Here is a 22654-nt window from a genome sequence, read left to right on the forward strand (position 1 = left end):
GCCAAATACTTTGCAAGGCTTTTATAAAATTACTTAGCTAAAACTTCTCTTCTTCCAGTTCTGTTAGCTGGGGATATAACTCCTTGAGCTTCCATCTCTTCAACAATTTTAGCAGCTCTATTATAACCAATACTTAGTTTTCTTTGAACATAACTAATTGAAGCCTTTTGATCTTCTATAACTATTTGCACAGCTCTATCATAAAGAGCATCAACCGCAGAAGTATTACCACCTATTGCTCCAGCACCAAAATAGCTAATATCTTCGTTCTCATCATCTTTTGTAACAGAGTCAATATAATTAGGATCACTTTTATCTTTTAGAAATTTAACAACTCTTTCTACTTCTTTATCTCCAACAAAAGGGCCATGGACTCTTTTTGCTTTTCGTCCAGATTCCATATATAGCATATCACCCATACCTAACAATTGCTCTGCACCACCTTCTCCTAGAATTGTTCTACTATCAATTTTAGAAGACACCGCAAAAGATATTCTTGATGGGAAGTTTGCTTTAATTGTTCCTGTTACAACATCAACAGAAGGTCTTTGAGTAGCCATAATCATATGAATTCCAGCAGCCCTTGCCATTTGTGCCAATCTTTGGATACAAGCATCTATCTCTTTACCTGCAACCATCATTAAGTCCGCAAATTCATCAACTATAATTACTATATAAGGCAACTCTTTAAGCTCAATTGGCTGTCTTTCAAATACAGGCTTACCTGTTTCACTATCAAATCCTGTCTGAATTTCATTTGTGATAACCTCACCTCTATCTATGGCCTCTTTTATTCTCTTATTATAGCCCTCTAGATTTCTTACTCCAAGTTTAGACATAGCTCTATATCTATCTTCCATTTCATGAACGGCCCATTTCAAAGCAACCACCGCTTTTTTAGAATCCGTAACAACAGGAGTTAACAAATGAGGAATATCATCATAAACAGATAATTCTAACATTTTTGGATCAACCATTATTAAACGGCATTTTTCAGGAGGCATTTTATATATCAAAGATAATATCATTGTATTTACAGCCACTGATTTACCAGAACCAGTTGTACCCGCAACAAGCAAGTGAGGCATTTTTGCCAAATCCCCTAGAATTAAAGAACCACTAATGTCTTTACCCAAGATTAAAGGTAGTTTCATTTTTGCAGTTTCATATTTATGAGAAGAAACCAGCTCTTTTAAGTAAACGGTTTCTCTATTGTCATTTGGTATTTCAATACCTATAACATTTCTACCAGGTATTAATGCAACTCTCACAGATATTGCACTCATTTTTAGAGCGACATCATCTGCCAAAGCAATAACTCTCGATGCTTTTATTCCCGCCGCTGGTTCCAATTCATAAAGAGTAACAACAGGACCAGGCTTAATATCAACTATTTCACCTTTAACACCATAGTCATTTAATATTTGCATAAGAACAGAAGCATTATTTTGCAATGACTCCACAGGAACATCTAGATGTTTATTTGCATTCTTAGGCATATCCAACAAAGATATAGGAGGAATAATATCCATATCTTTTAAAGACATTTCAAAGTTAAGAGATGGCTTTTTCTCAGCATCTTCTTTTTTACCCTTTTTAACTTTTGGAGCAGCTTTAGCAACTCTAGGTTTTGATTTCTTCTTAGTTGGAGCAACTGGCTTCTTCTTTTTAAAAATAACTTTTGCCATAGCTAGCAAAAAAGGTTTAAGCATAGCAAGGATTGCATCCCCCAGTAAGATAATATGCTTATAAACCATTTTAAAGAAAGCATAGTATTCTGATGGAGTGAAGCCGACAGCTACTAATACAAAAATGAATGATAGAACTCCTGCAATATAAGATATTATCATTTGAGGGAATCCATTCATTGCATCAGATATTTCACTTAAAGCACTAGCACCTAAAAAACCTCCCACTAAATCATAGTTATAAAAAGCAGGTATTTTAGCGATTGATACTGATAAGAAAATAGCAGATAGCATAAAACAAATAAATTTTGTTTTTAGAAATGATACTCTTTTATGTTTATAAAACTTATAAGCAAGAGCAGATAAAAACACTGGAATTAAGAATGCTGAAAGGCCTATAGATACTATAAAAAAATCTGAGATATAAGAGCCAAACACTCCTAAAAGATTATTTACCTTATCAGCTCCTACAGAGTTTATTGATGGATCTTTTGCACTATATGTTAAAAACGATACTATCAAGCAAAGAGAAAACAACCACCCCACATAAGCAGTTATTTTTGTTAATAAATTATATAAATTTTCTTTATTTTTCTTTTTCATGCTTATGTATTATAAACAAAGAAAAAAAAATAGCAATATTTTTATTTTTGTGTTAGCCTTTGAAAAAATATTTAAAGGAGAGGTATTATGCATATATTTTTATCAATAATATTAGGGGCTATTTTAGGAGCTTTTATAATATATGTAACAAAACAATCACAACTATCTAAGCTAAAAGAAAATAATATAAAGCTAAAACTGGAGAAAAAACAAGCAGAAGAAAACCTAAAGTCTTTAAAAGAGAATAAAGAGGAAATGTCCAACTCTTTTAAGGCAATGAGTCAAGATGTTTTGCACTCTAACAACAAAGCCTTTTTAGACCTAGCTAAAGAAACTCTTTCTAGCTTTAATAAAGATGCCTCTGTTGATTTAGAAAAAAGACAAAAAAGCATAGAAAATTTATTAAACCCTGTTCATGAATCTCTAGTAAAGTTTGATAAACAAATTAGAGATATTGAAAAAGAAAGACACGGAGCATATGAAGCATTATCTCAAAATATAAAACACTTACATCAAGAAACAAACTTTCTATTAAATGCTCTAAAAGCACCTAAAGCAAAAGGGCAATGGGGAGAGATGCAATTAAAAAGAGTTGTAGAACTAGCTGGCATGGTTGACTATGTTGACTTCAAAGAGCAAACTTTTATAAATTCTGAAGAAGGTCGTCAATTCCCTGATGTAATAGTAAATTTACCAGGAGATAAAGTTATTGTTATTGATGCAAAAACTCCTCTTGAGTCTTATATGGATGCGATGAATTGCGATGAAGAAAACAAAAAAGAAGCTCTTCTTCATAATCATGCTAAAGTTGTTAGAGAGCACATGAAAGATTTGGGTAAAAAATCTTACTGGTCAAAACTAGATAACACTCCAGAGTTTGTAGTGATGTTCTTACCAGATGAAAACTTTTTCTCTATGGCTCTACAACAAGATCCTAGTCTTATCGAAACAGGCACTTCAATGAATGTTGTTCTTGCAACTCCTACCACACTAATTGCTCTTTTAAAAGCTGTGGCTTATGGCTGGAGACAAGAAGCTCTAGCTAATAATGCTAGAGAGATATCTAAACTAGGTGAGGATTTATTTGAAAGACTCTCTGTGTATTCAAACCACATGACAAAAATAGGGAAAGGCCTAAACTCTGCCGTAGATAATTACAATAAAGCTGTTGGCTCTTTAGAAAGAAAAGTGTTTCCAGCAGCAAGAAGATTTAAAGGTCTAGGAATAGGAAACATCGATAAAAACATCAATATTATAGAAAGCATTGATACTCAAGCAAAATCATTAACAATAAACGAAGGGAAAGAATAAAAAATGTTAGGAATATTCTTATCAATTTTATTATCATTTGTTCAAACAGTAAGTGCAATGCTGACTCAGCAATTCAAAGCAGGTCCAGATGTTCTCGCAATTTATAGGGGGCTAGGGCTAGCTATTATAATCATGCCTTTTTTAATATTCATACCTCATCCAACATCTTTAATGTTTTATGCATTAGCTCTTTGCAACGGAATAATTGCATCAGCATCTTTCAGAAAAACATCCAGAGTTATAAATAAGTATGGTGCTGATATAACATCTAAGCTTTTAACAATCCCTCCAGTCATTATTGCTATTGCTTGGTGGATAATTACTCCTTCAAAGTTTTTGGAATTTACAAGCAATACTCCTTACAAAGCCACTGGAGCAGCTTTATGCTTAATAGGAATGATATTCACAATATTTGCCTTAGGATACAACAAAAAAACACATAAAGCTGTTTTAAAAAGCATCCCTATATTTATTTTTTACACTCTTCAAGCTTTCTTAACTTTCTTTGCATTAAAATATGTTACATACTTACAAGCAATAAGCTATTACACCTGCATACAAGCACTATTAATTGGGACAATTAATTACCTTATGCACATTCGACACTTAAAAGGTCATGTAAAGGAAGATTTATTACTTAATGTTTTTGATAAAAAAATTATGAAATCAGGCATAACTTTTACTTTAATCGTTCTTTTAAGCAAAATTTTAATGAATAGTGCTTTTAAAGCAATTTCAAATCCTTCCTATGTTAATCTAATTGTAAACACTCAAATAATATGGATTGTTTTATTGGAAAAGAAACTTAAAATAAAAAGTAAAATACCTCCTAAAAAAGGTATTATATTAGCAATATTTGCAATAATATTTATTGTGTTAACTTTTTAGCTCATCACACATTGTAAAAAAGCTCTTCTCTGCCTAACCTTATTAGGATCTTTTAATAATAAGTAATAGTCTTTGACTTTATCCCTATTAACAGCACCTGACTTTGTTCTAAAATATGAGCTAATTGCTTTTTTGCAATCCACATTATTACCTTCATAACCCTCAATACTAAGCCTCTCAAGTATAACTTGTGTTATTTGATAATGAATATATTTGTTATCAAATGATTTTATAAAAGTTGACACCGCTTGAGGATTATCCTTAAAGTTCGTTGTTCTAACTTCATCAATCACATTATAAAATTCCATTGTATTACAAGCTCTTCTTATAAACTTTTTATCATTCATAATTTTTTACCCCATAAAACAAGAAAGGAAAGCTCTTCTATCTTCAGTTGTTTTTAAGGTATCATAAAACTTGCCTATAGTAGGATGAGCCACTCTACCATTATTATCAGAGAATATTTCTGACAAAGCCTCTTTAGAAGCTTTATTACCATTTTTAGCACTTTCCAGAATTTTATGTTTTATAACATTATTAAGCCTATTACTTGAACTAGAGTATTTAACAACTTCAACCATAGCAACCATAGCAACTATAGCCTCAGGATTTTCCTCTAAATCAACTGCCTTTACCCCTTCAATAGCCGCATCTATATAGTTACAGTTAGATGCCATCTTAAGCAATGTTTCAACATCACATGTTATATCTGAGTTCATTATATCTTCCTCATATTATTTCTATACGAACATGTTAACACAAATTTAACCAAAATACAAAGATTATTTATTCAACCTTTTTTTCTTTATTTTTCGCCATCTTACAACATTTCTCTCATGTTCTTTGGAGGTTTTAGAGAAGACATGCCCTCCTGTGCCATCCGCCACAAAATATAAATATTTAGTTTTTGCAGGATTAACTGCGGCATCAATTGCTTTACGACTTGGATTGCAAATTGGTTTTTTAGGTAATCCTTTGATATAATATGTATTGAACTCATTTTTTTTAGCTAAATCACCTTTATATAATTTACGATTAAACTTTTTCTCTCCATTTGTAATACCATAAATAGAGGTAGAGTCCGCTTGCAATTTCATTCTCTTATTTAACCTGTTTATAAAAACAGAGGCAACGACTTTATACTCATCTTTCTGAGAAGTTTCTTTCTCTATAATAGAAGCTAAAACTAAAGCTTCATATTTACTTTTTAGCGGAGTTGTTTTATCTCTTTTCAACCAAACTTCATCTAAATATTTATTCATAGAGTCTTTTGCTCTATTTAATATAGATTCTTTTGTATCTCCACTTTTATAAAGATAGGTATCAGGTAGAAACACTCCTTCTTTTTTTATTTCAGGAATTTCTCCTGATAAATTATCAATACCTGTAAAAATATTACGAATTTGATATTTTTGATACCCCTCTACTATAGTTATTTTATAATTAATAGTATTATTAGAAGTAATAATATCTAGTATATTTTTGATAGATGCCTCTTTAGGTATTAAAAACTCTCCTGTTTTAATATCACCATCTCTACCTTTAACAATTGCAAGTTTAGAAAATATAATTTTATTAAAATCACTAGCAAATAAATTATCCGAAATCTTAGATATGGGATCCCCTTTATTTATAGTAATTATCTGCTCTTCTAATAAAGCAATTGGTTTCTTATACTGAAAGTTAATATACTTAACTACAGCAAAAGCTCCAGTCACTGCTAATAAAATAAAAATTAATAATATAGTTAAAATCTTTTTCATACATTTTATATGTATAGCTAAACCCACCCATTGTCAAATAAATTTATTAAGATATTTATTAGTTATAAGTTTTATAAAGAATAAGCACAGAAGTAAAAACCCCGACTAATAAGCCGGGGTTTTTGCAATCATGTATAAATTAATTAAAATCTAACCTTGATATTTTTTAAAGATTAATGTCGCATTAGTTCCACCAAATCCAAATGAATTTGAAAGAGCAATATCAATATTTCTTTCTTTTGCTACATTTGGAGTCAAATCTAAACCTTCAGCAAAATCATCAGGATCTTTTAGGTTAATTGTTGGAGGAACAATGCTGTTTTCCATAGCTTTTAGACAGAAAATAGCTTCCATTGCACCTGTAGCACCTAAAGAGTGACCTAGCATAGATTTTGTAGAAGAGATTGAAACTTTACCAGCATTATCTCCTAATAATTTTTTAATAGCTGTTATTTCTAAACCATCACCCGTTGGAGTTGATGTTCCATGAGTATTGATATAATCAATATCTGCAGGATTAATTTCAGCTTTTGCAACCGCTGCTTTCATAGCACGGTATCCGCCTTCTCCTCCTGGAGCAGGTGAAGTCATATGATAAGCATCTCCTGAGTATCCCCATCCAGCAACTTCTCCATAAATTTTAGCCCCACGAGCTAAAGCATGTTCTAGTTCTTCAAGAACAACCACACCAGCACCTTCAGCAATAACAAAACCATCTCTTGATTTATCAAATGGTCTTGATGCTGTTTCTGGAGTATCGTTATAAGAAGTTGATAAAGCTTTTGCAGAAGCAAAACCAGCAACTGCTAACTTACATACTGAAGACTCAGCACCACCAGCAACAATTACATCAGCTTCTCCACAAGCAATAACTCTTGCAGCATCAGCAATAGCATGAGTTCCTGTAGCACAAGCTGTAACAGCTGAATGATTTGGCCCTTTAAAACCATGTTCTATTGAGATATGTCCTGAAACAAGGTTGATTAAACAAGCAGGAATAAAGAAAGGAGAAACTCTTCTTGGACCTTTTGCATTCATTGCAATCGCAGTATCATGGATTCTCTCTAAACCACCAATACCTGAACCAACCATTACACCAGTTCTCTCTTTTTGCTCATCTGTTTCAGCAACCCAACCTGAATCCTTAACAGCTTCTCTAGCCGCTGCTATTCCATAGATGATGAAATCATCCATTTTTTTAGTATCTTTTCTAGGGATATAATCTTCTAAGTTAAATTCTCCTTCTCCCTCTCCACGAGGCACAATACCCGCTACTTGAGAAGTTAAATCTGAAGCATCAAACTTTTCATTCATGTTTTTAATACCAGATTCACCTTTAACCAATCTATTCCACACATAATCAGTACCAACACCTAATGCAGAAACTGTTCCTAATCCAGTGATTACAACTCTTTTCATTATTTTACCTTTCCAACATATTTCTAGCCATGCTAATTCATGTCTTTTGTTTTACAATTTCCTATGTATTATAGTAAGAAACGCCTAAAAGTCAAGTAAAAACAAAAAAGCCAGAAGATATTAACTTCTGGCTTTTTTATTTAAGCTTTTATAGAATTAAGCAGCTTCGATGAATTTAACAGCATCAGCAACTGTTTTAATACCTTCAGCAGCATCATCTGGAATTTCAACATCAAATTCTTCTTCAAATGCCATTACTAATTCAACAGTATCTAGTGAATCTGCACCTAGATCATCGATGAAGTTTGCACTTTCTACTACTTTATCTGCTTCAACACCTAGTTGTTCTACAACGATGTCTTTAACTTTATTTGCTATATCGCTCATTTTTTTTTCCTTTTTTTTGTTGTTTCTTGTTTCTTAGAAATTTTCTAAAAAACTGAGAAAATAATTAACATACTTAATTTTGATTGTCAAGTTTTTTTAAAACACCCAAAACTAACCCTTTGTTTTTATTAGATAACCTATACAGGAATCCCTGTGTGGTTTTTATATCCTCTGATTGACAATACAGATTTAACATGCCCAACATTTGGCTGAACTAATAGCTCTTTAGTTAAGAACTTTTGATAGTCTTCCCAATCTTTAGCAACGATTCTCAATATGTAGTCAGCATCACCTGCTAACATGAAGTATTCAAGAACAACATCCCACTCTTTCATTGTTTTTTCGAAAGTAGCCAGAGCTTCTTCTGTGTGATTATTCATTTCAACGAAAGCGAATATATTCACACCATAACCTAATTGCTTTGCATCAACTTCTGCATGATAAGAAGTTATAAGACCAGCATCTTCTAAAGCTTTAACTCTTCTAAGACATGGAGGAGCTGAGATACCAACTTTATTTGCTAGATCTATATTAGTTATTCTACCGTTTTCTTGCATAAGCTTCAAGATTTGTCTATCAATCTTGTCTAATTTTTCTAAAGTTTTCATTTGATGAAATTTTCCTTAATTTTTATTTTTATTATTATTTTTATTAACTTGAACAACGACACCGTTGTTTGAAATATAATTACAATGTTTTTTCGAAAAAATCAATGTTTTTCTGAAAAAAATTGCTATTAAAATAAAAAGATGATAATAAAAAAAAACACTATAAGAAGGAGAAAAATATGAAATTAGCTTTATACCAACCAGATATTCCTCAAAACACTGGGACATTAATGAGATTATGTGCTTGCTTAGGTGTTGAACTAGATATTATCGAGCCTTGCTCTTTTAGTTTAGAAGATAAAAGATTCAAAAGATCTTTAATGGACTATGGAGGATTACTAAAAGTAAATCGCTATAAAAGCTGGGAAGAATTTTTAGAAAAGAACTCTGAGAGCCGTCTAATTTTATTAACAACTAAAAGCTCTGAAAACTATCTTGATTTAGAATATAATAATAATGATATTCTAATTTTAGGCAGAGAATCAGCAGGAGTTCCTGAAACCGTTCATAATGTTGTTGATAAGAGAGTTAGAATTGATATGGTTAAAGAGGCTCGCAGTATAAATGTTGCAATTAGTGCAGCTATAGTATTATCCGAGGGGCTAAGACAAACTAAATAATAAAAATAAAAACAGCACTCTGGGCAAAGAGTGCTGTTTTTTCCTCTCCTCTCTCTTTTGGCTATAAGTCTTGCTCATGATCAGATAGGTATTTTGATACACCTTCTGCATCAGCTTTCATACCATCTTCACCTTTATTCCATCCCGCTGGACATACTTCTCCGTGTTTTTGATGGAAGATTAAAGCATCAACCATTCTAAGAGCTTCATCTACATTTCTCCCCAAAGGTAGGTCGTTAATTACTTGATGTCTTACCACTCCTTCTTGGTCAATCAAAAAAGTTCCTCTAAATGCAACCGATTCGTCACACAAAACATCATAATCTCTTGAAATACTTTTCGTAATATCTGCAACTATAGGGTATTGTATATCTCCAATTCCACCTTTATTAACTGGAGTCTTTTTCCAAGCTAAATGTGAAAAATGAGAGTCAACTGAAGCAGCTATAACCTTTACACCTCTCGATTCGAATTCTTTTAGTCTTTTATTGAATGCTATAATTTCAGATGGGCACACAAATGTAAAATCTAAGGGGTAAAAGAATAATACACCCATGCTCCCATCCAAATATTCTGTTAAATTGAATTTTTCATCAATTGAATTATTTCCTAATACTGCTGCCGCTGTAAAATCAGGGGCTTTTTTACCAACTAAAACTGACATATTTTTTCTCCTTGAATTATTTTTATCTCGTAAATATTTATAACTCTTTAAAAAAAAATTGTAAAATTGATTTTTTGTATAAGTCTGATAGAAATAATCTATGACAACATATCTTCAAGATCTGAAGCTAAATCTTCTATAAGAGAATCTCTAGCAGAGCTCTCTTTCCAAACAAGAGCCAGTGTTCTATAAGGTTTAGGATTAGAAAAAGGTATATAAGATATCCCCTTAAAATTATTATTAATAGCAATCTTAGGCATTATAGTTATAGCAACACCACCCAAAACCATATGTCTCAAAGTTTCTAAACTAGTGGCTCTAAAATCATATTTATTGTTCACAGCTTTAATTTGACATAATTGCTCCATTATATGCCCTGTTAAGCAATGCTCTTTTTCTAAGAGAAGAACATTTTCTCCATTCAATTCTTCTTTTTTTATAGATTTTCTTTTTGCCCATTCATGACTATCAGGAACTGCAACCAAGAACTCATCTCTATGAAATTCTTTATATTTAAAACCCCCTATTTCAATTGGCAAAGCCTGCACCATTACATCTATACGATTCTCTTCTAAATCTTTCAAAAGATTATTCGTAGTATCCTCTTTTATGAGCATTTTTAAATCAGGATATTTTACCCTTAACTCACCAGTTACCTTAGGCAAAAGATATGGGGCAATTGTTGGAATAACACCCACAGTTAGCTCTGAACCAAAAGGATTTTGAGATAATTTTGCTACATTAATTATTTGCTCTGATTCGAAAACAATCTTCTCTGCCTTTTCTAGAATTTCTCTACCAACAGGAGTAACAAAAACATTTGTTTTATCTCTATCGAATATTTTAACTCCTAAATATTCTTCTAATTTTTTTATCTGATAACTTAATGTTGGCTGACTAACAAAACAGGCCTCTGCAGCTTTACCGAAATGCTTATGTTTTGCAACAGCAATTAAATATTTTAAATCTCTTAAGTTCATACTTACCCCTCTTTTCTCAATAGATTTATTCTATTAAGTTTTAATTAACATGTCAAGACTATTTAGCTTTTAATAATAAGAGAAACAAAAACTTGACTTTTATAGCCTTTCCACATATATTAGCTTCTCTAAACGGGTAAATCATTTTGAAATTATTATTCCTCTCCAATACGAATGATGAAAGAAATTTAATATACTCAAAAAAGAGTAAATATTTTTCTTATCAATCTCAATCCAAACAGATTACATTGTAAAAGTGCTTAAACTATTATTGCAATATAGTTTTGATCACTATATTTAGGCAAAATAAATACACATCAAAACAAACACCTCTTTTATAGAAAGAGGCAAAATAGAAAGACATAAAAAACATGACAAAAAAATTTGATACATTTGATATATCAAAACAACTTAAAACAAGGCTAGCTAAAATGAATTACATTACCGCTACAGATATACAAGCACAAACTATTCCTGCAGTATTAGCTGGTAAAGATATTCTAGCATCATCCCAAACAGGTACTGGGAAAACAGCTGCATTTTTAATACCCATTTTAACCCTACTAAATAATAACAAGGGGCATAGAGCCTTAATCATAGCTCCAACAAGAGAGCTAGCGAAACAAGTTTGGTCTGTAGCGAATGAAATGATGGGCACAAACAAACATACAGCTTTACTTATAGGTGGTGATAGCATGCCTAAACAGGTTGCTCAATTAAAACATAATCCTAAACTTATAATTGGTACACCTGGGAGAATCAATGATCACTTATCAAAAAGAAAATCCCTAAAATTAGACAATGCTCACTATTTAATTTTAGACGAAACTGATAGAATGCTAGACATGGGCTTTGGAGTTCAAATAGATGAAATAATTACTCATATGCCAAAAGAGAAGCAAACAATTATGTTCTCTGCAACTCTACCAAAAGGAATCATAAAAGTTTCAGAAAAGTATTTAAAAGACCCTGCTAGAATTTCTTCTGGAGAAGCAAATACTATAGTTGATAAAATAAAAGAAAAAATTATAAACACTGAAGAAAGATTTGAAGAATTAATTAAAGAGTTAAAAAGAGCTTCAGGATCTGTAATTATCTTTGCAAGAACACAAAGAAATACAGAAAAGTTACATACTAAGCTACACAAAAACACTAATTATAAAGCCGACTATCTTCATGGAGGCTTAAGACAAAATAAAAGAGAAAGAGTAGTAAAAAGATTTAGAGATGCTAAGTTTAAAATATTAATTGCTACAGATGTTGCCTCTAGAGGATTAGACATACCTCATATCGATCATGTTATTAATTACGATCTACCTGACAGTCCTGAAGATTATATACATCGCATAGGGAGAACTGCTAGAGCAGGAAAAGAAGGTGAGTCTATTTCTATAATTTCTAGAAAAGATGAGCATAAATGGTGTGCAATACAAAGATTCTTACAAGGAGAAGAAGCTTCTCCAAAAGACACCAAGAAAAAAAGAAAAAAGAAAAAGAAGAATAACTCTCTTTATAAGAAAAACAAAAAAGGCAATCCTGGAAAAGATAAGAAAACATCTAAAAGAGACGGTCATATGAAAAATCATAAAAACAAGACCTCAAAGAATAAGGGGAAAAGAAAGAGCTAGTAAGTTCAATAAACATTGACAAATTGTCAACTTTAATATACATTTATTGCAAATAATAAAAAGGAAATATCATGGAATTTAGAAATATAGCAATCATTGCCCATGTTGATCATGGCAAAACCACTCTTGTTGACAATATGCTGAAACAAAGTGGAGCTTTTGAAGCTCATAAAGAAATGGCTGACAGAGTTATGGACTCTAACGATTTAGAAAAAGAAAGAGGAATAACAATTTCTGCTAAATGCACTTCAATTGAGTGGAAAAACTATAGAATCAACATTGTTGACACTCCTGGTCATGCTGACTTTGGAGGAGAAGTAGAAAGAATACTAAGTATGGTTGACGGAGTTGTATTGCTAGTTGATTCTGCAGAAGGATGCCTACCTCAAACTAAATTTGTTTTAACAAAAGCTTTAGGCTTAGGGCTAAAGCCGATGGTAGTTGTAAACAAAGTTGATAGAGGAGATGCAAGACCTCACGAAGTTCATGATGAAGTTTTCGATTTATTTGACAAAATTGGAGCGAATGACGAACAACTAGACTTCCCAACACTGTTTGCAGTTGGAAGAGATGGTTGGGCTGTGGAAGATTATGAAAATGATACTCCTAAAGATTTGTCCCCGTTATTTGACTTAATAATAGATCATGTTCCTGCACCAACTTGTGCTCCTGAAAAACCATTTGCTATGCTAACGACTCTTATAGAATCAGATCCTTATGTTGGCAGAGTTCTAACAGGTAAAGTTTATAACGGAAACATAAAAGTTGGCTCTCCTATTAAAGCTATCTCTCTTGATGGTAAGACAATAGAACAAGGCAAGGTTACAAAAATTATGGCTTTCCGTGGAGTAGAAAGAACATCTGTAAGTGAAGCTATCGCTGGAGACATTATTTCTATAGCTGGATTATCAAAAGCAACTGTAGCAGATACAATTTGTGATTTATCAGTAGAAAAGGCTTTTGAAGCACACCCAATCGATCCTCCTACACTTTCAATGACATTCTCTGTTAACGATTCTCCGTTCGCAGGTCAAGAAGGAGATAAACTTACTTCAAGAGTAATTGCAGCAAGATTATTTAAAGAAGCTGAAAGCAATGTAGCTCTAAAAGTTGAAGAAACTGAAGATAAAAATAGCTTTATTGTATCTGGTCGTGGAGAACTACAATTAGGAGTGCTAATAGAAACTCTTAGAAGAGAAGGATTCGAACTTTCTATCTCAAGACCTCATGTTGTTTATAAATATGAAGACGGTCAAAAACTAGAGCCAATTGAAGAAGTTATTATCGATGTTGAAGATGAGTTCTCTGGTATAGTTATTGAGAAAATGAATAAAAGAAAAGGTATTATGTCAGACTTAAGACCTTCTGGCGATGGAAAAACAAGAATAACATTCTATACTCCATCAAGAGGTCTAATCGGTTATTTATCTGAGTTTAGAACAGATACAAGAGGAACTGGTGTTATGAATAGATTATTCCATAACTACGAACCGTTTAAAGGAGAAATTGAGAAATATAGATCAGGAGTTCTAATCTCTATGGGAAACGGAGTCGCAGCTCCATTTGCTTTATTCAACTTAGAAGCAAGAGGTGTAATGTTCATTGATGCTGGTGTAAAAGTTTATGATGGCATGATTATTGGAGAACATTCTCAAAGCAATGATTTGGAAGTAAACCCTATTAAAGGTAAGCAACTTACAAACATCCGTGCTTCTGGTAAAGATGAGGCTGTTAAGCTTACAACCCCGATTACAATGAGCTTAGAAGAGGCAATTTCATACATTCATGATGATGAATTAGTTGAAGTTACTCCTGAGAGTATGAGACTTAGAAAAAAACATTTAAGTGCTATTGACAGGAAAAAAGCTTTAAGAGCTAAAAACAAATAGATTATAAAAAAGCTTGCATTTTTTATAAAAATGGAGTAGCTTACTGGAATAAATAAGGAGAGGTGGCTGAGTGGCTGAAAATACGCTTAGTCTTCTCAAGAAGCAAAGCGACTGCAAGAAGACTTAGTCTTTTGCCCGAATACGAGCCTAAAAGGCGAAGTACCGAGGGAAATCGTGGAGCTTTTAAGTTAGAGTTAAATAGTTTTTTAAATCTAGCTTCACAATTGGTTATATAAGGAGAGGTGGCTGAGTGGCTGAAAGCGCGCCCCTGCTAAGGGTGTATAGGGCAACCCCCTATCGAGGGTTCGAATCCCTCTCTCTCCGCCATAAATAAAAAAGTCGTGCATAGCACGGCTTTTTTGTTTATAGGAGTGAAGTTAGGATTAGAAACTTTATGAGTAAATCTTTGATTTACGAATGGTTCGACAATTGAACTTCATTTCATAGGGCAGAGCCCGCATGAAATGTTAGTGATTGCAACTTTTGAAGAAACCTTAGTTTCTGATAAAAGTAATCCCTCTCTTTACATAATATTTTTCAATTTATATTCGATGAATTAGGAATAGATAAAATAGCGAAGGAAGTTAATAAACATTTCTCAAATCAAGATATAGACATCATTGTCATAGATCCATGGAGAAATATCTACGAACAAGGATTGTCAGGAAAAAGCTCTGTCGATCCAAATGCTGATATTATAGCTTTTTTCAAAAGCCGTATTGAAAGTTTGCGAGAAAAAACAAATCCGAATGCTGGAATTGTGATAGCTCACCATACAAATAAGAACCAAGAATTAGAACACAAAATATTATTAATATATATATTTGTTTTTTCATGGTTGTATTATTACGACCTTTTATAATTTAAAATTCTATTCATAACGAAAGTTTGTAATTAATATATATGCTAAAAGACAATATAAAATTGTAATACATAAAGTATATTATAGCCATGCAAAAATAATAACCAATACATATGAAGCGACTTTTTAGTTTATTCTTAATATCTAAAACATTATTTTTTGTTTTCCAAAATATAAAGGAATACAAAAAAACAATCAAAAATATCATAAGTAAAGAAAAATAAACATTAGGGCAATCCCCTTTTATACATACATATTTGTTATAATAATCTTCGTTAAATATAGAAATCATGTAATTTTTTATGGATATTATACTAATTGTTATAAAACCGAAAAGCCCTAGTATAAAAATTATGCTTGGTATATTATTTGCAATTTTTCTAAATTTATTCATAATAATAATTGTTTAACATATAGGCTTATATAATGCAATTATTTTTTATATTGAACTATTAAATCAATAGTTCCTATTTCTGATATTGATCTAAATTCTTCTAAAAAACTTTTTATTTCAGATGTTAGATCTATGCATCCTATAGAACCAGGATATGTACCTCCATGGATAGAAAACCCACTTCTTCCTTTTGTATCAGTTCCCTTTTTGGGATCAAGCCATACTCTTCCATCTCCCCATGACTTTTCCCCTCCCGGAAAAGTTCCACCATAAAATATACCTTTAAATTTATCCCAATCACTTCTATTATCAGTATACTGAATATCAGGTCTTACTTTATATTCTCCTTCAGGAATTGGACCTTTATTTTTTTTATCAGTATCTTCAGGATGTTGATATCCTGGTTTACCAGAAACACCATTCCAAGATTTAATAACCTCTTCCGCCCAAATGAGTTTTAAAATTTTGCCATTAAATAATAAATAAGGTTTTCCTTCTCTTTGATATATTTTCTTTAAATGGCATCTACAATTTGGATGTATAGGTAGTTTAGGAGCATCTTGCATTTTATCAAACCTTTTTCCTTGATGTTCTTTGCATTTATCACAAATATTGTCTCCTTCGTTTTGATAAACCCAATCATAAATTTCATATTGTTGCATTATTTTTCTCCTTTTCTTGAGATTGGTAAATTATTATTTACTTCTGTTAATTTTTTATCTAAATTAATTTTCTTTTTCCCCCAGCAGTATTCAGCATAAACATTGTTAAAAGCTCCATCCTTAATAGCTCTTTTAATTTCTAACAAAGGATAAAAAGAGCAAATTTTTTCTAAAAAAGATTTAGTTTTATTACCTAAAATTCCATCCTCTTTTAGAGCTATGATTTCTGTTATTTGATGTTCTTTTTTATATCCTGTGAGAATATTTAATCCTCTTTGCAAATCTTTTAAAGCTTGTTCTTTTCCTACTCTCTTTGAATGAGTCTGCAGAAATTCATTTAATTCAGATATTTTCTCTTTAGTTGAAGAGGGTTTTATTACTTTATTCTCTTTTATTGCTACCACAGGAGGTTCTTCTTCAATTACTTGCTTTTTTAGTTCTGGTTTTTTAGCGACTTTCTTTATAGGCCTTTCTTCAATACCATATTCTCTTTTTAAAAAGGATTTAATCTCTTGCTCAAAAAGGTGTTGTTTATAAGCCTTTTTAATATTTTCATAATTAAAATTTATCATTATATTTGCTCCAATAAAAAAGCCCTGTCTTGCGACAGAGCATAGGTATTTCTTTTTCTAATTACCTTCTATAGGACATTATTCCTAACTTGTCAAGTAAAAAATAATTTATTTGTTTTATTCGCTTTATTGTCTTTTTTGCTGGACTTTCTCTGAAAGTTATGGCTTTGTTGTGTTGTGCCGCGACTCGAGTCGCTAAAACAACTAAACCAGGAGGATATATGGAATTAGAGATTAAAAAGAAAGTAGGTTTAAATCTATTTAAAATTCGCAGAGAAAAGCATTATCAAATTAATTCTGATTACTATTAAAGACTGCATACAAAATATAATTTTAGCATATTATTATAATTAACTTTCTCACAATATTAAAAAAGTTGCAAACATGCTAATTTTATGATATATTAACAGTGCACAGAACAAAGATTGTTTTATAATTAAACAAAATTAAGGAGATAAAAAATATGTTAAAGATGAGCGAAAACAAAAAAATAGATACTACTTTAACAACTGTTTTATTAGCTGGGGTTTTTGCAGTAGGAAAGAAACATAAAGGCTTTATTCCCGAAGCAGAAATGAATTTATTAAAAGACTCTTTAGAAAGAGTTAAAAGTGCTAGCATTTTACATAGAGGTGTATCCCTTTTAGGAACTAAAACACCAGGATTTGCTATAAAAATTCTAGATACTTTTTCTCATGGATTAGCATATCAGTATGCAGAAAGAAATAGAATATTTCGTGAACAATTCTCTCAAATGCACAGCATTTATGGCTCAGACTTATCTATAGTAAATTTAAGGGCTGGTCTTGATTTTATACCGGATTTATATGCTTATAATAACAATTTAGAAACTATAAATATTGATAGCGAGGAAATTTTAAGTCAAAGAAAATGGTTATTGCAAGAGAAAAGACCTGAGCTATTCTATAACTCTAAAGAAGTTCCTTTGAACTTATCATTGGAGAATGATATTTCTAAAATACAAAACTTTTTAAAAGATAAACCAACTTTAGTTATGGCTAAAGGATTGTTTCCATATTTAGAACATGATAAAGTTAAGCTTATTTTACAAGAAATAGCAAAATCACCTAAACCATCAATGCTTACATGCTCTTTTTTAAATTCTTTAAATGGAAATACAAAAACTAAAAAAGAGGAATCTACTAAACAAAGCATGAATTATAAATCAGCTTGGAGCCCTAAAGATTTTACAGCATTAGCAACAAGCTTAGGCATGCAGGTTCAATTTGCACTAAAAGCCTCAACTTGGATGAGTGAAGCTATAATAAAATCTGGAAAAATAAACCCTCAGCAATTAGATGAAACTTGGGATATAGAAAACATGGCGACAATATCTAATGCAAGACATTCATATATACCTTCAATTAGTTAATTCAAAACCTTATACAAAAAAAATCTAAGTACTAATGTGTTCTACCAGCTAGATATTGAGCTAGCTCTATTAACAAACTTACATCTTTGTTAAATATCTTTAACTCATCACAAGCTTCCTGAGTTAATTTATCAACTGCTATTTGTGCTTCTTCCAGCCCATACATAGAAATAAATGTTGTTTTCTTATTAGCCTCATCTCTTCGTAATGGCTTACCTACTAATTTTTCATCACCAATAACATCTAATATATCATCCGTTATTTGAAAAACAATGCCAAATTTTGTTGCATAATTATACAAAGCTTTTCGCTCCTCTTTAGAAGCCTTTCCCAATATAGCTCCAGCCAAACAAGAGAATATAAACATTTTACCTGTTTTAAGAAACTCCATTCTTTTCATTGTCTCAAAGGACAAAGATCTTTTTTCAGATAGTAAGTCTAGTATTTGACCAGCAACCATCCCCTTTGCTCCAATTGTTTTTGAGAGTTCTAAAGCAATTTCGCTTCTTAATTCAGCATCCGATATATTGCTTGGATTAGAAATAATCTCATAAGCTAAGGGTATTAAAGCATCACCAGTAAGTATAGCAGTTGCCTCATCATATCTTATATGGTTTGCGGGCTGTCCTCTTCTAGTATCGGCATCGTCCATAGAAGGAAGGTCATCATGAATAAGAGAATAAGCATGCACGAACTCTATTGCACTAGCCACTTTTAAAGCCTCTTTTCTAGAAACTCCAAATAGCTTTGATGTTTCTACTACTAAAAATGCTCTAATTCTTTTAGCCTTTGCCATAGAAGAATATCTCATGGATTCATATAGGAAACTCTCTTCTTCCGTTCCATTTGGGATTAAAGCCAGCATTTCAGCCTCAATATCTTTAACTACTCTTTTTATTTCTGATGATAAAGCTTTGCTGATATTCATGTTACATATCCTCTTCTTTTGATACTTCTCCGTTACTACTAACGGCAATTTTTTCAAGTTTTGTTTTTGCTTCTTTTAATCTAGTTTCACAGATTGATGCGAGCTTAACACCTTTTTCATAATTAGCCAAAGCATCTTCAAGTTTACCTTGTCCGCTTTCCATAGATTTAACAATTAGTTCTAGCTCTTTTAAAGCATCTTCAAAATTAGTATCCATATCTTTCTCCTTATTTAAAAACCCCTATCACACTCATCATATCTTCTGGAATCTCACTTATAAAGTGCATCTCCTCTTTTGTACTAGGATGAATAAAAGCTATTTCTTTTGCATGCAAAGCTTGTCTATCAAAGCATCTCAATATCGCCTTTTGTTCATCTGTAAATTTATATTTATTGATTTTGCTTCTACCATAAACTTGATCTCCTAAAAGAGGACAACCTATATGAGTCATATGAACTCTTATTTGATGAGTCCTTCCTGTTTCAAGTTTACATTCAACTAAACAAAGCTTTCTCTCAAATGTTTTAAGAGTCTTATAATTTGTGATTGCCTCTTTACCAGCATCTTCACCCAGAACAGACATTTTTTTACGATTCGTTTTACTTCTTCCAATGTTAGTTAGGATTGTTCCTGATGATGGAGATGGATTTCCCCAAACAATAGCATTATAAACTCTAGAAAGCTTTCTCTTTTCTAACTGCTTTGATAAATGTTTATGTGCTTTATCGTTTTTCGCAACGATCATCAAGCCACTTGTATCTTTATCTAAACGATGAACAATTCCCGGTCTTTGTACTCCACCTATGCCAGAAAGGCTATCTTTACAATGGAACAGTATAGCATTTACTAGAGTCCCATCATAATTACCAACAGCAGGATGCACAACCATACCTACTTCTTTATTGATAACTAGAACATCATCATCTTCATAAACGATGTTTATAGGTATATCTTGTGGTTCTGGGATTGCCTCTTTAACTTCTGGAATTTCAACGAAAAACACATCTCCTTTTTTAACTTTTGTTGCTGGAGATATTTTTTCATAATTTTTACTTTTTACATAATCATTCTCTATGTAATTCTTTAATTGGTTTCTGGATATTTCTGGCAGAGATTTCGCCAAACAGAAATCCAATCTTTTTTTATTTAACTCTTCTGATATTTGAACTTTTAACATACAGCTTTTATACAATAGATTTTTACAAAAGACAAATTATTTCTTTTTGATACTTTAAAGATTGCAAAAATATTTTTTTAGTTTATTATGAAATTATGGCTAAAAAGAAACCGATAGCATCTATGTTTAGGAGCATACCAGTAGATAAACTGGTAGAAGCTGATGCACTTATAGAGTTACAATCTCTAGCTGAAGAAATATCTTATCACGATGAGAAATATCACAGTGATGACAGCCCAGAAATAACTGATGGAGAATATGACTCTCTAAGAAGAAGAAATGAAAAAATTGAAAAACGATTTCCTAAGTTAATTTTAAAAAATACTCCTAGCAAAAAGGTAGGCTCAAAAGCTTCATCTAAGTTTAAAAAAGTAAAACATACTGAAGCTATGTTATCTCTTGGAAATGCCTTCAGCGAGCAAGATGTTAGAGATTTTTTAGATAAAGTAAAGAGATTCTTAGGAATAAATGACGACCCAGAGTTAATAGCAGAAACAAAGGTTGACGGACTAGCTTGCTCTCTTAGATATGAAAATAGGCAACTAATTAGAGCTCTAACAAGAGGAGATGGAGAGTTCGGTGAAGACATAACCAAAAACATCATGACTCTTAATGATGTACCTAAATTTTTACCAGATGATGCACCTAATGTTTTAGAAATTAGAGGTGAAGTTTACATGAGAACAAAAGACTTCTTTTCTTTAAATGAAAGACAAGAAAAAGAAGGTAAGAAGTTATTTGCAAACCCAAGAAATGCTGCTGCAGGATCTTTAAGACAATTAGATAGTAAAATAACAGCAAAAAGAAAATTGCACTTTTGTGCTTATGGTTGGGGAGAGCACTCTGAAAGCATAGGAGATACTATTGAAAGCTTCAGGAAGAACTTATTTAAATGGGGATTCCAATTAAATGGCCCAGCACAAACTTTTTCAGATATAAATGATTTAATATATTATTATCAAAAAGTTCAAGAAGCTAGACCATTCATGGGATATGACATTGATGGAACTGTTTATAAAGTAAACGAAATGCATTACATTGATAGACTTGGTTTTGTAGGAAGAGCTCCTAGGTGGGCAATTGCTCATAAGTTCCCAGCAGAAAAAGGCATAACTGTTATAAAAGATATAACTATTCAAGTCGGAAGAACTGGAGCATTAACTCCTGTTGCAGAATTAGAGCCTGTAAACATCGGTGGGGTTATTATCTCTAGAGCCACACTACACAATGAAGATGAAATAATAAGAAAAGATATAAGAGTTGGAGATACTGTAATAGTTCAAAGAGCTGGTGATGTTATTCCTCAAATCACAGAGGTGAAAAAACATGATGTAGATTCTAAAGAATTTAAATTCCCTACAAAATGCCCTTCTTGTGGAAGCGAGGCTATAAGAATTGGTGAAGATATTATAAGAAGATGTGTTGGAGGACTAACCTGTCCGGCTCAACAAGTTGAAAAAATAAAACACTTTACAAGCAAAAATGCTTTTGATATTGACGGCATGGGAGACAAAGTTATAGAACTTTTATTCGAAAAAGGCATTATAAAGACTCCATCAGACCTATTCAACATTGAGGAGAAAAACTCAAAACTACATACTCCAATTCAAAATTGGGAAGGTTGGGGACAGCTATCATATAACAACATGATAAATGGCATTAATGAAAAAAGAACTATTATATTAAACAAGTTTATCTATGCTTTAGGAATAAGATATGTAGGAGAGCAAAATGCTAAACTACTATCTAAAAGATATACAAGTATAGAAAACTTTTTAGAGTCAATGCAAAAAGCAACAGTTGAAGAATCTGAAGAGTTTAACTCTCTATTAAATATAGATGGTATAGGTGATAAAGTTGCTCAAGAAATAATTGCTTTCTTTAAAGAAAAACACAATATCAAAGAAATAGAGAAACTAGTATCTTTAATAAATGTAACAAACTATGAAATACACACAGCTCAAACAGCTATAACTAATAAAACTATTGTATTTACAGGTAGCTTATCTAAAATGAGCAGAGCAGAAGCTAAAGCAAATGCTGAAAAAATGGGAGCTAAAGTCTCAAATAGTGTTTCTAAGAAAACTAATCTAGTGGTCGCTGGCGAAGAGTCTGGATCTAAGCTTAAAAAAGCTCAAGAATTGGGTATAGAGATTATCTCTGAAGACCAATGGCTTGAAATTATTAAATCCTAATTTTTATATAATATAATAAATC

21 protein-coding genes and 1 tRNA gene are annotated in these 22654 nt (G+C 31.8%); 8 read left to right on the top strand and 14 right to left on the bottom strand.

Going from position 1 to position 22654, the window contains the following annotated elements:
• Positions 1-29: 29 nt before the first annotated feature.
• Positions 30-2291, bottom strand: a complete 2262-nt coding sequence (locus OIF36_01150; protein MCV6599077.1) for a DNA translocase FtsK 4TM domain-containing protein — start codon at positions 2289-2291, stop codon at positions 30-32.
• Positions 2292-2378: 87 nt separating this feature from the next.
• Here OIF36_01150 and OIF36_01155 point away from each other — a divergent pair, with 87 nt between their 5' ends.
• On the top strand, positions 2379-3602 hold the full coding sequence (locus tag OIF36_01155; GenBank protein MCV6599078.1) for a DNA recombination protein RmuC: 1224 nt from the start codon (positions 2379-2381) through the stop codon (positions 3600-3602).
• A gap of 3 nt (positions 3603-3605) precedes the next feature.
• Positions 3606-4490, top strand: coding sequence for a hypothetical protein (locus OIF36_01160; GenBank protein MCV6599079.1), 885 nt, complete (start codon positions 3606-3608; stop codon positions 4488-4490).
• Here OIF36_01160 and OIF36_01165 read toward each other — a convergent pair.
• The 6 genes from OIF36_01165 to OIF36_01190 form a co-directional block, all read right to left on the bottom strand.
• On the bottom strand, positions 4487-4837 hold the full coding sequence (locus OIF36_01165; protein MCV6599080.1) for a hypothetical protein: 351 nt from the start codon (positions 4835-4837) through the stop codon (positions 4487-4489). The two genes, OIF36_01160 and OIF36_01165, sit on opposite strands and share 4 nt — an antisense overlap.
• A gap of 6 nt (positions 4838-4843) precedes the next feature.
• On the bottom strand, positions 4844-5209 hold the full coding sequence (locus OIF36_01170; protein MCV6599081.1) for a hypothetical protein: 366 nt from the start codon (positions 5207-5209) through the stop codon (positions 4844-4846).
• A gap of 63 nt (positions 5210-5272) precedes the next feature.
• Positions 5273-6253, bottom strand: coding sequence for an endolytic transglycosylase MltG (mltG, locus tag OIF36_01175; GenBank protein ID MCV6599082.1), 981 nt, complete (start codon positions 6251-6253; stop codon positions 5273-5275).
• Between the two features lie 150 nt (positions 6254-6403).
• Entirely contained in the window at positions 6404-7672 is a 1269-nt protein-coding gene (fabF, locus tag OIF36_01180) for a beta-ketoacyl-ACP synthase II (protein ID MCV6599083.1), read from the bottom strand.
• Between the two features lie 156 nt (positions 7673-7828).
• Entirely contained in the window at positions 7829-8059 is a 231-nt protein-coding gene (locus OIF36_01185; GenBank protein MCV6599084.1) for an acyl carrier protein, read from the bottom strand.
• Positions 8060-8196: 137 nt separating this feature from the next.
• On the bottom strand, positions 8197-8667 hold the full coding sequence (locus OIF36_01190) for an Lrp/AsnC family transcriptional regulator (GenBank protein MCV6599085.1): 471 nt from the start codon (positions 8665-8667) through the stop codon (positions 8197-8199).
• A gap of 179 nt (positions 8668-8846) precedes the next feature.
• Between OIF36_01190 and OIF36_01195 the strand changes: the two genes are divergently transcribed.
• Positions 8847-9287, top strand: a complete 441-nt coding sequence (locus tag OIF36_01195) for a tRNA (cytidine(34)-2'-O)-methyltransferase (GenBank protein MCV6599086.1) — start codon at positions 8847-8849, stop codon at positions 9285-9287.
• A gap of 61 nt (positions 9288-9348) precedes the next feature.
• On the opposite strand, the gene OIF36_01200 is transcribed toward OIF36_01195, so the two are convergent.
• Together OIF36_01200 and OIF36_01205 are read right to left on the bottom strand one after the other, a co-directional pair.
• Positions 9349-9951, bottom strand: coding sequence for a peroxiredoxin (locus OIF36_01200; GenBank protein ID MCV6599087.1), 603 nt, complete (start codon positions 9949-9951; stop codon positions 9349-9351).
• 98 nt (positions 9952-10049) lie between these two features.
• Positions 10050-10931 carry a LysR substrate-binding domain-containing protein gene (locus OIF36_01205; GenBank protein ID MCV6599088.1) on the bottom strand — a complete coding sequence of 294 codons (882 nt, stop codon included), beginning with the start codon at positions 10929-10931 and terminating at the stop codon, positions 10050-10052.
• A 371-nt stretch (positions 10932-11302) separates the two neighbouring features.
• Here OIF36_01205 and OIF36_01210 point away from each other — a divergent pair, with 371 nt between their 5' ends.
• From OIF36_01210 to OIF36_01220, 3 genes are all read left to right on the top strand, one after another.
• Entirely contained in the window at positions 11303-12559 is a 1257-nt protein-coding gene (locus OIF36_01210) for a DEAD/DEAH box helicase (protein MCV6599089.1), read from the top strand.
• A gap of 71 nt (positions 12560-12630) precedes the next feature.
• The gene (gene typA / locus OIF36_01215) at positions 12631-14448 is read left to right on the top strand and encodes a translational GTPase TypA (GenBank protein ID MCV6599090.1); all 1818 of its coding nucleotides are present in this window, start codon (positions 12631-12633) and stop codon (positions 14446-14448) included.
• A 236-nt stretch (positions 14449-14684) separates the two neighbouring features.
• Positions 14685-14775, top strand: a tRNA-Ser gene (locus tag OIF36_01220).
• Between the two features lie 967 nt (positions 14776-15742).
• On the opposite strand, the gene OIF36_01225 is transcribed toward OIF36_01220, so the two are convergent.
• Positions 15743-16366, bottom strand: a complete 624-nt coding sequence (locus OIF36_01225; protein MCV6599091.1) for a DUF2778 domain-containing protein — start codon at positions 16364-16366, stop codon at positions 15743-15745.
• A complete protein-coding gene (locus OIF36_01230) occupies positions 16366-16938 on the bottom strand; it encodes a hypothetical protein (GenBank protein ID MCV6599092.1) in 573 nt (190 codons plus the stop codon). Before OIF36_01230 ends, OIF36_01225 begins: the two co-directional genes overlap by 1 nt.
• Before the next feature lie 463 nt (positions 16939-17401).
• Here OIF36_01230 and OIF36_01235 point away from each other — a divergent pair, with 463 nt between their 5' ends.
• Positions 17402-18331, top strand: coding sequence for a class I SAM-dependent methyltransferase (locus tag OIF36_01235; protein ID MCV6599093.1), 930 nt, complete (start codon positions 17402-17404; stop codon positions 18329-18331).
• 31 nt (positions 18332-18362) lie between these two features.
• On the opposite strand, the gene OIF36_01240 is transcribed toward OIF36_01235, so the two are convergent.
• The 3 genes from OIF36_01240 to OIF36_01250 are packed head-to-tail and all read right to left on the bottom strand — an operon-like array spanning position 18363 to position 20437.
• Complete coding sequence (locus OIF36_01240; protein MCV6599094.1) at positions 18363-19259, bottom strand: polyprenyl synthetase family protein; 897 nt, start codon at positions 19257-19259, stop codon at positions 18363-18365.
• 1 nt (position 19260) lies between these two features.
• A complete protein-coding gene (gene xseB, locus OIF36_01245) occupies positions 19261-19476 on the bottom strand; it encodes an exodeoxyribonuclease VII small subunit (GenBank protein MCV6599095.1) in 216 nt (71 codons plus the stop codon).
• 10 nt (positions 19477-19486) lie between these two features.
• Entirely contained in the window at positions 19487-20437 is a 951-nt protein-coding gene (locus OIF36_01250) for an RluA family pseudouridine synthase (GenBank protein ID MCV6599096.1), read from the bottom strand.
• Between the two features lie 95 nt (positions 20438-20532).
• Here OIF36_01250 and ligA point away from each other — a divergent pair, with 95 nt between their 5' ends.
• On the top strand, positions 20533-22632 hold the full coding sequence (gene ligA / locus OIF36_01255) for an NAD-dependent DNA ligase LigA (protein MCV6599097.1): 2100 nt from the start codon (positions 20533-20535) through the stop codon (positions 22630-22632).
• Positions 22633-22654: the final 22 nt, after the last annotated feature.

It is taken from the genome of Alphaproteobacteria bacterium, assembly GCA_025800285.1.
Lineage (GTDB): Bacteria > Pseudomonadota > Alphaproteobacteria > JAOXRX01 > JAOXRX01 > JAOXRX01.

Excerpts from the sequence above, each read along its gene's own strand:
- OIF36_01200 (MCV6599087.1), bottom strand. The coding sequence starts at position 9,951 with ATGTCAGTTTTAGTTGGTAAAAAAGCCCCTGATTTTACAGCGGCAGCA.
- OIF36_01235 (MCV6599093.1), top strand. The coding sequence starts at position 17,402 with ATGTTAAAGATGAGCGAAAACAAAAAAATAGATACTACTTTAACAACT.
- OIF36_01210 (MCV6599089.1), top strand. The coding sequence starts at position 11,303 with ATGACAAAAAAATTTGATACATTTGATATATCAAAACAACTTAAAACA.
- OIF36_01230 (MCV6599092.1), bottom strand. The coding sequence starts at position 16,938 with ATGATAAATTTTAATTATGAAAATATTAAAAAGGCTTATAAACAACAC.
- OIF36_01155 (MCV6599078.1), top strand. The coding sequence starts at position 2,379 with ATGCATATATTTTTATCAATAATATTAGGGGCTATTTTAGGAGCTTTT.
- OIF36_01165 (MCV6599080.1), bottom strand. The coding sequence starts at position 4,837 with ATGAATGATAAAAAGTTTATAAGAAGAGCTTGTAATACAATGGAATTT.
- typA (MCV6599090.1), top strand. The coding sequence starts at position 12,631 with ATGGAATTTAGAAATATAGCAATCATTGCCCATGTTGATCATGGCAAA.
- OIF36_01195 (MCV6599086.1), top strand. The coding sequence starts at position 8,847 with ATGAAATTAGCTTTATACCAACCAGATATTCCTCAAAACACTGGGACA.
- xseB (MCV6599095.1), bottom strand. The coding sequence starts at position 19,476 with ATGGATACTAATTTTGAAGATGCTTTAAAAGAGCTAGAACTAATTGTT.
- OIF36_01225 (MCV6599091.1), bottom strand. The coding sequence starts at position 16,366 with ATGCAACAATATGAAATTTATGATTGGGTTTATCAAAACGAAGGAGAC.
- OIF36_01190 (MCV6599085.1), bottom strand. The coding sequence starts at position 8,667 with ATGAAAACTTTAGAAAAATTAGACAAGATTGATAGACAAATCTTGAAG.
- fabF (MCV6599083.1), bottom strand. The coding sequence starts at position 7,672 with ATGAAAAGAGTTGTAATCACTGGATTAGGAACAGTTTCTGCATTAGGT.
- OIF36_01185 (MCV6599084.1), bottom strand. The coding sequence starts at position 8,059 with ATGAGCGATATAGCAAATAAAGTTAAAGACATCGTTGTAGAACAACTA.
- mltG (MCV6599082.1), bottom strand. The coding sequence starts at position 6,253 with ATGAAAAAGATTTTAACTATATTATTAATTTTTATTTTATTAGCAGTG.
- OIF36_01160 (MCV6599079.1), top strand. The coding sequence starts at position 3,606 with ATGTTAGGAATATTCTTATCAATTTTATTATCATTTGTTCAAACAGTA.
- OIF36_01250 (MCV6599096.1), bottom strand. The coding sequence starts at position 20,437 with ATGTTAAAAGTTCAAATATCAGAAGAGTTAAATAAAAAAAGATTGGAT.
- OIF36_01240 (MCV6599094.1), bottom strand. The coding sequence starts at position 19,259 with ATGAATATCAGCAAAGCTTTATCATCAGAAATAAAAAGAGTAGTTAAA.
- OIF36_01150 (MCV6599077.1), bottom strand. The coding sequence starts at position 2,291 with ATGAAAAAGAAAAATAAAGAAAATTTATATAATTTATTAACAAAAATA.
- ligA (MCV6599097.1), top strand. The coding sequence starts at position 20,533 with ATGGCTAAAAAGAAACCGATAGCATCTATGTTTAGGAGCATACCAGTA.
- OIF36_01170 (MCV6599081.1), bottom strand. The coding sequence starts at position 5,209 with ATGAACTCAGATATAACATGTGATGTTGAAACATTGCTTAAGATGGCA.
- OIF36_01205 (MCV6599088.1), bottom strand. The coding sequence starts at position 10,931 with ATGAACTTAAGAGATTTAAAATATTTAATTGCTGTTGCAAAACATAAG.